The 13,120-nt window shown below is 66.2% G+C and carries 13 protein-coding genes and 1 pseudogene; all 14 read left to right on the top strand.

Annotated elements, in window-relative coordinates; genetic code table 11:
* Positions 1–11: 11 nt before the first annotated feature.
* Positions 12–1,910: an alpha/beta hydrolase family protein gene (locus tag ACN2C8_RS04745; protein ID WP_419254682.1), complete on the top strand. Its 1,899-nt coding sequence runs from the start codon at positions 12–14 to the stop codon at positions 1,908–1,910.
* 149 nt (positions 1,911–2,059) lie between these two features.
* On the top strand, positions 2,060–2,260 hold the full coding sequence (gene rpmI / locus ACN2C8_RS04740; RefSeq protein WP_012285249.1) for a 50S ribosomal protein L35: 201 nt from the start codon (positions 2,060–2,062) through the stop codon (positions 2,258–2,260).
* 15 nt (positions 2,261–2,275) lie between these two features.
* Complete coding sequence (gene rplT / locus ACN2C8_RS04735; RefSeq protein ID WP_419254681.1) at positions 2,276–2,635, top strand: 50S ribosomal protein L20; 360 nt, start codon at positions 2,276–2,278, stop codon at positions 2,633–2,635.
* A gap of 121 nt (positions 2,636–2,756) precedes the next feature.
* Positions 2,757–3,845: a phenylalanine--tRNA ligase subunit alpha gene (gene pheS / locus ACN2C8_RS04730; RefSeq protein ID WP_419254680.1), complete on the top strand. Its 1,089-nt coding sequence runs from the start codon at positions 2,757–2,759 to the stop codon at positions 3,843–3,845.
* A complete protein-coding gene (locus ACN2C8_RS04725) occupies positions 3,845–4,177 on the top strand; it encodes a DHCW motif cupin fold protein (protein ID WP_419254679.1) in 333 nt (110 codons plus the stop codon). The genes pheS and ACN2C8_RS04725 overlap by 1 nt, the downstream gene beginning before the upstream one ends.
* Before the next feature lie 3 nt (positions 4,178–4,180).
* Complete coding sequence (gene pheT, locus ACN2C8_RS04720) at positions 4,181–6,580, top strand: phenylalanine--tRNA ligase subunit beta (protein WP_419254678.1); 2,400 nt, start codon at positions 4,181–4,183, stop codon at positions 6,578–6,580.
* 533 nt (positions 6,581–7,113) lie between these two features.
* The gene (locus ACN2C8_RS04715) at positions 7,114–7,410 is read left to right on the top strand and encodes a hypothetical protein (protein WP_419254677.1); all 297 of its coding nucleotides are present in this window, start codon (positions 7,114–7,116) and stop codon (positions 7,408–7,410) included.
* Entirely contained in the window at positions 7,407–7,670 is a 264-nt protein-coding gene (locus ACN2C8_RS04710) for a hypothetical protein (protein WP_419254676.1), read from the top strand. Before ACN2C8_RS04715 ends, ACN2C8_RS04710 begins: the two co-directional genes overlap by 4 nt.
* 66 nt (positions 7,671–7,736) lie before the next feature.
* Entirely contained in the window at positions 7,737–8,348 is a 612-nt protein-coding gene (msrA, locus tag ACN2C8_RS04705) for a peptide-methionine (S)-S-oxide reductase MsrA (RefSeq protein WP_419254675.1), read from the top strand.
* Positions 8,348–8,467, top strand: a pseudogene (locus ACN2C8_RS04700) (hypothetical protein); the annotation flags it as partial. The gene msrA and the pseudogene ACN2C8_RS04700, both read left to right, overlap by 1 nt.
* 69 nt (positions 8,468–8,536) lie before the next feature.
* On the top strand, positions 8,537–9,907 hold the full coding sequence (locus ACN2C8_RS04695) for a DUF4139 domain-containing protein (protein ID WP_419254674.1): 1,371 nt from the start codon (positions 8,537–8,539) through the stop codon (positions 9,905–9,907).
* Positions 9,908–10,140: 233 nt separating this feature from the next.
* On the top strand, positions 10,141–11,625 hold the full coding sequence (locus ACN2C8_RS04690) for a DUF4139 domain-containing protein (protein ID WP_419254673.1): 1,485 nt from the start codon (positions 10,141–10,143) through the stop codon (positions 11,623–11,625).
* Positions 11,626–11,644: 19 nt separating this feature from the next.
* Complete coding sequence (locus ACN2C8_RS04685; protein WP_419254672.1) at positions 11,645–12,172, top strand: TIGR00645 family protein; 528 nt, start codon at positions 11,645–11,647, stop codon at positions 12,170–12,172.
* A gap of 134 nt (positions 12,173–12,306) precedes the next feature.
* Complete coding sequence (locus ACN2C8_RS04680) at positions 12,307–13,104, top strand: transglutaminase-like domain-containing protein (RefSeq protein ID WP_419254671.1); 798 nt, start codon at positions 12,307–12,309, stop codon at positions 13,102–13,104.
* The last annotated feature ends 16 nt before the right edge of the window (positions 13,105–13,120 follow it).

The raw sequence follows: 13,120 nt of genomic DNA, 5'->3' as shown, positions 1-13,120 counted from the left end.
GAGGTGATTGCATGTTGAAGTTGTTCGTCGTCGCCGCCCTGGCCGCGTCGGTCGGCCTAGGCGCCGCCCAGGCCGCGCCGCTGGAGGCCTACGGCCGACTGCCGGCCGTGAGCTCGGTGGACATCTCGGCCGACGGCCAGAAGCTGGCCTATATCCGCAAGGAGGGAGAGCGCTCGACCATCGTCCTGCAGGGGGTCGACGGGACCCTTCTGCGCACCCTTGAAATGGGTGATCGCAAGGTCCGCACCCTGGAATGGGTTGGCTCCACCCATGTCCTTATCCGTATTTCCGAGACAACGACGGTCGACGACATCTTCTTCGCGCGGGAGTTTTCCCTTGGCGCCAGCCTGAACGTCGCGACCGGCGACGCTACAGCGCTACCCAAACGAACCGTGGAAAAGGTGGCCAACGCCCTGTTCTCCAGTCGCGGAGGAACCTACAATGGAAAGCCGGTCATCTATGCGGGCTTGATCTCAACCGACAGGCAACTCGATCTTTATCGGATCGATCCGGATTCAGGCGTCGGCCAAGTTCATCAACGCGGCGACGATGACACCAGCCAGTATCTGCTTAACTCCAAAGGCGAGTTGCTGGCCAAGACGAAATACGACTTCGATAGCAAGCGCTGGTCGCTCGACCTCCGCCAGCAAGGTTGGCGCGAGGCTTATTCGGTCACCGCACCGATCGACACGCCAGATCTCATCGGCCGGTCTCTGGATGAAAGCTCGATCATCCTCAATGTCTGGGACGAGAATGACCAGACTTGGATGCTGCGACCGGTTCCGGTGAACGGAGGCCCTATAGGCGAGCCCCTAGGATCGGGAGATCTGGGCGTAGTGCTGGATACGGAAGAGCGCGTGATCGCGTTTACGCGGCACGACATCTATCGCGAATACGACATCAAGGAACCGCGCTTGGCGAGTGGCTGGGCCCTGATCAAGCAATCATTCGGCGGCAGACAGCTCTATCTGGCGGCGTTCACGCCAGACTACGGGAAGCTAGTGGTCTATGTTGAAGGCACCGGCGAGGCGGGCGGATACTACCTGGCCGATTTGGCGGCCAAGAAGATCAAGCGTATCGGCGGCGCTTATCCGACCCTGACCGGCGCGGACGTCGCTATGGTCAAGGCGATCAAGTACAAGGCCGCCGACGGGCTGGAGATCAACGCCTATCTCACCCTCCCCACAGGCAAGCCCGCCAAAAATCTTCCACTCATTGTCTATCCCCACGGCGGTCCGCAGGCCCGGGATGTAGCCGGTTTCAATTATCGCGCTCAAGCGCTGGCTTCGCGCGGATATGCCGTGCTGCAACCCAACTTCCGGGGGTCTTCAGGCTACGGCCAGGCCTTCCTGGAGGCTGCCTATGGCGAGTGGGGCGGCAAGATGCAGACCGACCTGTCGGACGGCGTGCGCGCCCTGGCCAAGGTCGGCACCATCGATCCCAAGCGCGTCTGCATCGTCGGGGCCAGCTATGGCGGCTATGCGGCGCTGGCCGGCATCACACTGGATAAGGGCGTCTATCGGTGCGCGGTCGCTGTGGCGGGGGTTTCCGACATGGAAAAGATGTTGGAGAAGCAAATCAGCCAGGGTGGCGTTAACAGCCCCAGCGTTCGCTACTGGAAGCGCTACATGGGTGTCGAGAAGCCGTCCGATCCGAAGCTGGTCCAGCGTTCGCCTGTCAACTATGCCGCCCAAGCCGATGGCCCGGTGTTGTTGATCCACGGCAAGGACGACACCGTGGTTTATTACGACCAGAGCACTGCCATGCGCGACGCTCTCAAGCGCGCCGGCAAGCCGGTGGAGTTCATCAGCCTGAAGTCCGAAGATCACAACCTGTCACGCGAGGGCACGCGCCAGCAGGCCCTTTCGGCGATGGTCGAGTTCCTGGAACGAAATAACCCACCCAATTGACGACCTGGAGCAACGGCGCCCCGTCCGCCCTTGCCTTCCCCGACTCTTTCCCGTACTAACCCCGCCTTTCCGGAACCGCCTGGCTTATTGGCATGCCATGGCGGTTCGTCTTGCTATCCCAGAGGACAGGGCGAAAGCCCTGACGCGAAATGCCTAAGTTGAAGACCAAGTCGGGCGCGAAGAAGCGCTTCAAGATCACGGCCACGGGCCTGCTGAAAGCCGGCGTCGCCGGCAAGCGTCACCGTCTGATCGGCCACAACGGCAAGTACATCCGCCAAAACCGCGGAACGAAGGTCATGAGTGCTTCGGACACCAAGACCATTCGTTCGTACATGCCCTACGGCCTTTAAGAGGAGCGCTGACACATGGCTCGCGTCAAAAGGGGCGTTACCGCCCACGCCAAGCACAAGAAGGTTCTTGAGCAGGCAAAAGGCTTCTACGGTCGCCGCAAGAACACCATCCGCACCGCCAAGGCCGCCGTCGACAAGGCCGGCCAGTACGCGTACCGCGACCGCAAGGTTCGCAAGCGCGCGTTCCGCTCGCTGTGGATCCAACGCATCAACGCCGGCGCCCGCACCGAGGGCTTCACCTACTCGCAGTTTATCCACGGCCTGGACGTGGCGGGTATCGTGATCGACCGTAAGGTCCTCTCGGATATCGCGGGTCAAGACCCGGCTGCGTTCAAGGCTATTGCTGACAAGGTCCGCACCGCCCTGGCCGCCTAAGGTCTTTTTCGGGTTCGTCCCGATTGCGATCTAAGAAAAGCCCTCCGGTGCCAACCGGGGGGCTTTTTGCTGCGCGCTCCCCTACTCCGCCCCGCCCGAATGCTCTAGACGGATGCCCGTCATGACCGATCTCAAAACCCTCGAATCCGATGTGCTGGCGCAAGTCGCCGCCGCCGCCGATCTTTCCGCCCTCGACGCCGTGCGCGTCGCGGCCCTGGGCAAGACCGGCTCGATCTCCGGCCTGCTCAAAACTCTGGGGGCGATGAGCCCCGAGGAGCGCAAGACGCAGGGCGCGGCGATCAACGCCCTGCGCGACGCCGCCGCCACCGCCATCGCCGACCGCAAGGCGACGTTGGAGACTGCCGAGCTGGACGCGCGCCTGGCCAGCGAGACCCTGGATCTGACCCTGCCGGCCCCCTATCGGCGCAAGGGCAGTGTCCATCCCACCATGCAGACCCTGGACGAGATGGTCACCATCTTCGCCGAGATGGGCTTCGCGGTGGCCGAAGGTCCCGACATCGACGACGACTTCCACAATTTCACGGCCCTGAACTTCCCGCCCAAGCACCCGGCGCGGGAGATGCACGACACCTTCTTCTTCAATCCGAAGACCAACGCCGACGGGTCCGAAGGCGAGCGCATGCTGCTGCGCACCCACACCTCGACGGTGCAGGTGCGGACCATGATGTCGCAAAAGCCACCGATCCGGATCATCGCTCCGGGCCGCACCTATCGCTGCGACAACGACGCCACCCACACGCCGGTGTTCCACCAGGTCGAGGGCCTGGTGATCGACAAGGGCATCCACATGGGCCACCTGAAGTGGACCCTGGAAACCTTCTTGGCGCGGTTCTTCGAGACCGACGCGGTGACCACCCAGTTCCGTCCGCACCACTTCCCGTTCACCGAGCCCTCGGCCGAGATGGACGTGCAGTGCGACCGCTCGGGCGGCGAGATCAAGATCGGCCAGGGCACGTCGTGGCTGGAAATCCTGGGCTGCGGCATGGTTCACCCCAATGTGCTGCGCGCCTGCGGGATCGATCCGGACGAGTACCAGGGCTTCGCCTTCGGCATGGGTGTCGACCGGCTGGGGATGCTGAAATACGGCATGCCCGACCTGCGCGACATGTGGTCGTCCGACAGCCGCTGGCTGGCCCACTACGGCTTCAGCGCCTTCGCCGCGCCGAACGCCGCCAGCGGCCTCAGCTGATGCAGCTTCCCGCCAGTCCCTTCACCGCCGTCGACTGGTCGCAAATCGAACCCACCGTCCACCCGGGCGAGAGGGGCGAAGCGACTTGGCGCACGCTCAATGTCGGCGACATGCGCCTGCGTCGCGTCGACTATTCGCCGGACTATCTCGCCGATCACTGGTGCGACCGCGGCCATGTGATCTTCGTGCTGGAAGGCGAACTGACCAGCGAGCTGAAGGATGGTCGCAAGACGGTCCTGACCGCCGGCATGAGCTATCACGTCTCCGACTTCGGCGACCCCGCCCACCGCTCGTCGACCTCGGTCGGCGCCAAGCTTTTCATCGTAGACTGAACCATGAAATTCACCCTCTCCTGGCTCAAGGATCACCTCGACACCGAGGCCTCCGCCACCGACATCGTCGCCGCCATGACCATAGCCGGCCTCGAGGTCGAGCACGTCACCGATCCGGCGACCAAGCTGGCCGCCTTCACGGTCGCAAAGATCGTGGAAGCCGTGCAGCACCCCAACGCTGACCGCCTGCGCGTCTGCCAGGTCGACACCGTCGACGGCATGAAGGAGATCGTCTGCGGCGCGCCCAACGCCCGCGCGGGTCTGACCACGATCTATGCCCCCATCGGCGCCTATGTGCCGGGCCTGGGCGTGACCCTGGTCGAGAAGCCGGTGCGCGGCGTCGTCTCCAACGGCATGCTGTGCTCGGCTTCCGAGCTGGAGGCCGCCAGCGAGAGCGACGGCATCATGGAGCTGCCGGACGACCTGGCTGTGGGCACGCCCGCAGCTTCGGCGCTGGGCATGGAAGCCGTCATCGACTTTGAAGTCACTCCCAACCGCCCCGACTGGCTGGGCGTGGCCGGCATCGCCCGCGACCTGGCCGCCGCCGGCGTCGGGACGCTGAAGGACCTGTCGATCGTTTCCGTGCCGGGAACCTTCCCCTGCCCGATCACCGTCAAGGTCGATGGCGAAGCCTGTCCGGTGTTCGCCGGTCGCCTGATCAGGGGCGTCAAGAACGGCCCGTCGCCCAAATGGCTGCAGGACCGTCTTCTGGCCATCGGTCTGCGCCCGATCAGCGCCCTGGTCGATATCACCAACCTGATCACCTATGACCGCGCCCGGCCGCTGCACGTCTATGATGTGGCCAAGCTGTCGGGGACCGAAATCTCGACCCGTCTGGGCCGCCACGGCCTGAACGGCGACGAACATCTGATCGCTCTGGACGGCAAGACCTACGAGCTGACGCCCGACATGTCGGTGATCGCCGACGCCTCGGGCGAACGCCCGATCGGCCTGGGCGGCGTGATGGGCGGCGAAAGCACCGGCTGCTCGGAAGAGACAGTCGATGTCTTCGTCGAGAGCGCCTGGTTCGAACCGATCCGCACCGCCCAGACCGGCCGCACCACCGGCATCAACAGCGACGCCCAGTACCGCTTCGCCCGCACGGTCGACACCCACTCGCCGGTTCCCGGTATCGAGCTGGCTACCCGGCTGATCCTCGACCTCTGCGGCGGCGAGCCGTCAGAGATCGTGGTCGCTGGCCAGGCTCCGGCCGCGCCGGCCGGCTTCGCGTTCGAGCCCGACTATGTCGAGCAACTGTCAGGCCTGGCGGTGACGCCCGACCAGACGCGCCAGATCCTGTCGGACCTGGGCTTCGACATCGTGCTGGGTTCGCCCTGGACCGTGACGCCGCCGACCTTCCGCCGTGACGTGGAAGGCAAGGCCGACCTCGTCGAAGAGGTCGCCCGCATCGCCGGCTATGGCGCCCTGCCCTCGACGCCCCTGCCCGAGGTTCCCCGCGCCGTCGGCGGCGTCCTGACCGCCAAACAGGCCCGCAGCCGTCTGGCCCGTCGCGCCCTGGCCGCCGCCGGCTATGCCGAGGCCCTGACCTGGAGCTTCACCAACCAGAAGATCGCGACGCTGTTCGGCGGCGGCGCGGCCGAGCTGGTGCTGGCCAATCCGATCGCCTCGGACCTGGACTGCATGCGCCCGTCCTTGCTGCCCAACCTGATCGAGGCCGCCGGCCGCAACGCCCGCAAGGGCTTCCCCGACGCGGCCCTGTTCGAGATCGGCCCCACCTTCCACGGCGACCGTCCGGCCGACCAGCGCACCGTGGTGGCGGCGATCATCGCCCCGCACGCGCCGCGCGGCTGGGCCAGGACGGCGCAGGACGACCTGTTCACCGTCAAGGCCGACCTGCTGGCCCTGCTGGAAGAACTGGGCGCGCCGGTCGACAAGCTGCAAACGGCGCAAGGCTCGGCCTCGTCCTGGTGGCATCCGGGCCGCTCGGCGCGGCTGCAGCTGGGTCCCAAGGCGGTGATGGCCGAGTTCGGCGAACTGCACCCGGCCGTGCTCAAGGCGCTGGACGTGGCCGGCCCGGTCTATGGCTTCGAGATCACCCTGGAAGCCATCCCCGAGCCGAAGAAGAAAGCCCACAAGTCAAAGGCCGCCTTCTCGCCCTCGCCGCTGATGCCCCTGACCCGCGACTTCGCCTTCCTGGTCGAAAAGACCAAGGCCGCCGGCGATCTGGTCAAGGCCGCAGCCGGCGCCGACAAGGCGCTGATCACGGCCGTGCGAGTGTTCGACGTCTATGACGGCGCCGGTGTGCCCGACGACTTCAAGTCGGTGGCGCTCGAGGTTGTGGTGCAGCCGCGCGAAGCCACCCTGACCGACGCCGACATCGAGGCGCTGTCAGGCCGCATCGTGGCGGCGGCCGAGAAGGCCGGCGGCAAGCTGCGGAGCTAACCCAAAGTCCTCCCCCTAGCGGGGGAGGTGTCGCCGCAGGCGACGGAGGGGGAAGTGCTGCTGAGTCATTGCGGTCTTCCCCCGCCGGCCTCCGGCCGCCTCCCCCTTCAGGGGGAGGACCTGGCCGGCGCTCTGCCCAAATTCCGGGCGCCCGCTCGCCCGATAGCCAAAACCTGCCCACAACCGCGACCGATCGCCCGTCCGCGAGGCAAGGTCTTGCGCATGGCGCATACCCACGCTACCTCTAGTGAACTCGCAAGGAGCTCCTGGGTCCACATGGTCTCGCAACTCGCCATCAACATCGCGCTCGTGACCGGCTTTACCGCCGTCGCAGCGATGTCGTGCGCCGCGACCATGATGTGGAACCAGATTAAAACCGTTCCAATTCGGACGGGGCAACGGCGCGCGAGATAACCTAAACGCAGCCGACGGATCGCAAGATCTTCAAAAAGCCCCGCCTCCGAAAGGAGCGGGGCTTTTTTGTTGCGCGTTTCGTCGGTCCTCCAAAACCAACCCGAGGGGACTTGAGATCCATGAGCTACCTGCCTGCACCACCCGCCTTCCACAGCGACGCCGACGGCGTCACCGTTCACCAGCTGCTGCTGGCCGCACAAGACGCCCACAGCGCGCTGGACGCCGTTCGCCAGGGCCTGGCCGACAGCGGCGCCGAGCTGTGCAACCTGACGCTCAAGCCCGTGGGCCAGATCGTCGAAGCCAGCTTGCGCGTCCGTCACCTGGGTGACCAGGCCGCCCGCCTGCTGGCCCGCGACCTGGCCGCCTGGCCCGGCGTCAACTCGGCCAGCGTCGAGCATCAGTGGGTGCGACCTTGAACCCTTCCAAACCGGACGAGGACAAACGAAGACTCTTCCTCGTCACCGCCGAGGACACGCCCGACGCCCTGATGCGGGTGTTGGGCGTGGCCAAGGTGCAGCAGACCCGCCTGCGCGCCCTGACGGCCACGCCCGACGGCCAGACCCTGGCCATTCGGCTGGAGATCGACGACCAGGGCGACCAGCGCGCCCAGGCCCTCGCCTCACGGCTGGAGGCCTGTCCGTCGGTACGCGGCGTCGGTTTTGGCTGGCGGGCGTAACCAAACGCCTCGCTCGTACGTATCTAAATCCAGACCCGCCGCAGGGTCGCTCCGGAAAGACGTTCGATGCGCCGCCGCCTGCTGACCCTGATCGCCGCCCTTGTCGCCTTCGGTCTCCCCGCCATGGCCGCCGCGCCCGCCAAGCCCCAGACCCCCGCCAAGACCGCCACCGCCGTGTTCGCCGGCGGCTGCTTCTGGTGCATGGAGCACGACATGCAGGGCGTTCCCGGCGTGTTGAAGGTGGAGAGCGGCTATACCGGCGGCCACGTTCTCCGACCGACCTATCGCGACGTGACCAGCGAGACGAGCGGCCACTATGAGGCCGTTCGCGTCACCTACGACCCCGCCAAACTGGAGTACGGCTTCCTGCTCTATCGCTACTGGAAGCTGGTCGACCCGACCGACGACGGCGGCCAGTTTTGCGACCGCGGCCCGTCCTATCGCCCGGCCGTGTTCGTCAGCAGCGCCGAGCAACGCGCCGCCGCTGAAAGGTCCCGCAGCGAGGCCGCCAAGCGTCTGAAGACCGGCAAGATGGTTACGCCGGTGCTCGACCTGAAGACCTTCTGGCCAGCCGAAGAATACCACCGCGACTATGCCAAGCGGAACGCCCTGAACTATCAGGCTTATCGCATCGGTTGCGGCCGCGACCGGCGGCTGAAGCAGGTCTGGGGCGGCTGATCTACGATCCTCCCCCTGAAGGGGGAGGCGGCCGGAGGCCGGTGGGGGAAGTCGGCAATGACTGAGCCAATACTTCCCCCTCCGTCGGCTTCGCCGACACCTCCCCCGCCAGGGGGAGGACCTGCCAACCCGCCTCGACTTCGCCCCAATCCCCTGTAGCTTAAGCGTGTAAAACAGGGAGATCATCGATGAACCGTTGCGCGCTTCTGGCGACCGCCGCGCTTGTACTGGCTGCGGGCTCCGCCCACGCCCAGAAGGCCCCGGATCTCTCGGTGACCATCTATAATTCCGACCTCGCCTTGGTCGAAGATGCCCGCGACCTGGACCTCAAGGCCGGTCGCCAGCGGTTGGAATTCAAGGACGTCTCGGCCGCCATCCGCCCCGAGACCGTCAGCCTGTCGGCGGCCGGCGTGACGATCATCGAGCAGAACTTCGACTACGACCTGCTGACGCCCGACAAGCTGATGGAAAAGGCGGTCGGCCAGCAGGTCCGCATCGTCCGAACCAATCCCGGCGACGGCAAGGAGACCACCGAAGTGGCCACCGTTCTGGCCGCCAATGAAGGCGTGGTCCTGAAGATCGGCGACCGCATCGAGGTGCTGCGCGACGACGGCGTGCCCACCCGCGTGATCTTTGACAAGGTGCCCGAGACCCTGCGCGCCCGCCCGACCCTGTCGGTGACGGTCGACGCCGACAAGGCGGGGCCCCGCACCACCAAGCTCAGCTATCTGACCTCGGGCCTGGGCTGGAAGGCCGACTATGTGGCCCTGTTCGACGAAAAGAAGCAGGCGCTGGACCTGCAGGGCTGGATCACCCTGACCAACAATTCCGGCACCCCGTTCGACAACGCCCGCACCCAGCTGGTGGCCGGCGACGTCAACCAGCTGAACAATGGCGGCTATCGCCGGTCCAGCGCGTCCATGATGTCGGCCGGGACCGAGAGCGGCGACGCCGAGCGTCTGGCCGACTACTACGTCTATCCCCTGCCCCAGCGCACCACGATCGCCTCCAACCAGAGCAAGCAGGTCGGCTTCCTCAGCGCCCAGGCCGTGGCGGCCAAGAAGGTCTATGAGATCCGCCAGGGCGGGTTCGACAGCGATGAGACTCCGTCGTCGGCCACGGTGGCCATCCAGTTCAGCAATGCCAAGCTGACAGGACTGGGCAGCCAGCTGCCGGCCGGCGTCATGCGCATCTATATGCGCGACCAGGCCGGCGATCCCAAGTTCATCGGCGAGAACAGCATCGACCACACCCCGGCCGGCTCGGAGCTGTCGATCAAGACCGGCGACGCCTTCGACGTCACCAGCCAGGCCACCCTGATCAGCCAGGAGAAGGTGTCAAAGACCCGCTCGCGCTACGCCATGAAGTACCTGGTCCGCAACGCGCGCCCTGAAGCCGTCACGGTGGAACTGCGCCAGGGCGGCCTGTGGCGCGACGGCGAGGTCAAGGCCGAAAGCCTCAAGAGCCGCCGCGTCGACGCCCGCACCCTGGGCTGGAGCGTACCCGTGCCGGCCAATGGCGAGACGGTGCTGACGTTTACGGTCGAGACGGGCTGGTGAGCAGGCGGCGCTTTCATAAAAGCCCTCCCCCTAGCGGGGGAGGTGTCGCCGTAGGCGACGGAGGGGGAAGTATCGGCTCAGTCATTGCCGACTTCCCCCTCCGGCCCCCGATCAAGTCGGGGACCGCCTCCCCCTTCAGGGGGAGGACTTACGCCCTGGCCCTCGCCCTCACCGCGCTCGCCTCGCCCGCCCTGGCCGACACCATCGCCTCCCCCGCCGCTGAGAAGACGGCGGTGACCCTCTACCGCGCGGGCTCGGAACCCTTCCAGACCCTGCAGCCCTGGCAGCGCGAACAGGCCCTGAAAAAGGGCCTGATCCTGGTCACCGAGACCCGGACCGTCACCCTGCCGGCCGGCCGCCACACCCTGCGCTTTGACGCCGTCGCCGACGGCCTGATCCCGCAGAGCGCCGCGGTCGATGGTCTGCCCGGCGGCATCATCGAGCGAAACTACGACTATGCCCTGCTCAGCCCCGGAACCCTGCTGGAACGCTCGCTGAACCAGCCGGTCGGGATCGTCCGCACCAATGCCAAGACCGGCCGACAGACCGCCGAGAGCGCCATCGTCCGCCAGGGGCCCAACGGCGTCGTGCTGCAGACCGCGACCGGCGTCGAGGCCCTGGGCTGTTCCGGCGGCGCCGAGCGTCTGGTGTTCGACCACATCCCGGCCGGCCTGTCCGACAAGCCCTCGCTGTCGACCCTGATCGACGTGCCAAAAGCCACCACCGCCAAGCTCACCCTGTCCTACCTGGCCATCGGCGTGAACTGGCAGGCTGACTATGTGGCCCGCATCGCGCCGGACGGTAAAACTCTGGACCTCACCGGCTGGCTGACGCTGGTCAACAGCAGCGGAACCAGCTTCGTGGACGCCTCGACCCAGGCGGTGGCCGGCAAGCTGTCGCGCGTGCCGGTCGACATCCCGAGGGCGGAGACCAAGGCGATCACCCGCGCCTGCTGGCCGATGGACACCACTACCCACGGCCGCAGTCCGCCGCCTCCGCCGATCGTCGCCTATGACAGGATGACCTCTCCCCCACCGGCCCCTATGGCCATGGCCGGCGCCCGCGGGGAGAGCGCCGCCCCCGCCCCCCCGCGCGCCAAGCTGGCCGAGCAGTCCGAGCTGGGCGACTACAAGCTCTACACCCTGCCCGAACCCGTCACCGTCGCCGCGCGCCAGACCAAGCAGGTGGCGTTCCTCGATCAGAAGGGGGTGGCCTTCCAACGCCTCTACATGTTCGAGGTCGATCCCTGGAGTGACTATCGCAGCAATGGCGTCCCCGCCGCGACGGTGCTGCTCAGGCTCGAGAACAAGGCCAGTCAGGGCCTGGGCAAGGCCCTGCCCTCAGGCGCCCTGGCCGTGATGGAGATTGCCGGCGGCCGTCCGGCCTTCGCCGGCGAACAGACGATGCGCGACGTGCCCGTGGGCCAGCCGTTCGACCTGGCGATCGGGCGGGCGATGGATGTCTCGATCAAGCCCCGCCGGGTGTCGGAGACGCGGGCCGGCGCCAGACGCACGCGGCGGACCTATGAGGTCGATCTGGCCAACGCCAAGACCGGGCCCATCGTCATAGAGTTGCGTCATCGGCCGGACCGGACCGCCTTCAAGGTGATCCGCGAGCCCAAGCGCCACGATATTCGCGATGGCGCCATCGCGTGGCGTTTCACCCTGTCGCCGAAGGGTCGCGAGACCGTGCGCTATGTGGTGGAATACGAAGGCTGACGCCTGAAGGATTCGCCGAATGAAAAAGCCCCGGCTGGAAACGATGCTGGAGCGAGGCCTCTTCGCATCACGCTGGTTGATGGCGCCGTTCTATGTGGGCCTGGTCATCACCCTGGCGGCGCTGCTGGTCGTATTCTTCCAGGAACTGTTCCGGGAACTGTCCAACGTGCTGTCGATGACGCCGGAAGACGCCATCCTGATGGCCCTGACGCTGATCGACCTGTCGCTGGCGGCCAACCTGCTGGTGATCGTCACCCTGTCCGGCTACGAGAACTTCGTCTCCAAGATCGATACCGCCTCGCACGAAGATCGGCCCGACTGGATGGGCACGGTCGACTTCTCGGGCCTGAAGATGAAGCTGATCGCCTCGATCGTGGCCATCTCGGCCATCGCCCTGCTCAAGGCCTTCCTGAAACTCAGTGAACCCGGCACGCCCCTGGACGAGCCGCGCCTGCTGTGGCTGGTGATCGTCCACCTGTCCTTCGTGGTATCGGGTGTGCTGCTGGCCCTGATGGACTGGCTCAACAGCAAGGTCTCCGGTCATTAGAGCGCGCAATCCTGGGCGTCTTCGGTTAAGCCAGCCGACCGAACTCTGAGCGACACACTCCAGGCGAATTCGCCAGTGGGATTCATCCACCACCGTCGCCAATCTGGATGGGGCCGGTTCGAAAAGGAGACGCCATGCGTCTGCATGTCGAGGCACGGCTGGACTACGACTTCATCGGAGAGGTCGAGTCTCTCCTGCATCTGGAAGTCGCCCTGTCGCCAGGACAGGTGATCGTCACCGAGAGCCTGGTCATGGATCCGCCCATCGCCTGGGACCGGCTGGATGACCCTGCGACCGGCGAGCGGCGGGTCGTTTTCACCCACCAGGGTCCGCTGCAAATCACCTATCTGGCGACGGTCGATCTGACCCTGCGCGACGATGGTCTGGTCGGTGCGACCCAGCACGCCATCGCCAGCCTGCCGGTGGAGGTTCTGCCCTTCCTTCGCGCCAGCCGCTACATCGAATCCGACCTCTTCGAACAGATCGCGGCCTGCGATTTCGGCCCATTGCGGGGCGGCTCCAAGGTGGTGGCGATTGTCGACTGGCTGCGCGGCGCCCTGACCTATCGCTGGGGCACCAGCACCTCGACCACGACGGCGATGAACGCCTACATGAACCGGCAAGGCGTGTGCCGTGACTATGCCCACATAGCAGCCGCCCTGTGCCGGGCCAGCGACATCCCGGCCCGCATGGTCAGCGCCTATGCCGTGGGACTTCAGCCACAGGACTTCCATGCCGTGATCGAGGTGTATGTCGGCGGTCGCTGGCGGCTGGTCGATCCCACCGGTCGGGCGTGTCCCGAAACCCTCATCCGCATTGGTGAAGGACGCGACGCCGCCGACATCGCCTTTCTGACCATCTTCGGCCGGGCGACCATGACGCGGCAGTCTGTGCGCGTTCGCGAGCTGTCACGCGAGCCGGCGGCGGCGTGAAGCCGCCAGCAGGCAT

This window comes from Caulobacter sp. ErkDOM-C (genome assembly GCF_048541825.1).
Lineage (GTDB): Bacteria > Pseudomonadota > Alphaproteobacteria > Caulobacterales > Caulobacteraceae > Caulobacter.
This window is presented reverse-complemented; position numbering and strand designations above follow the sequence as displayed.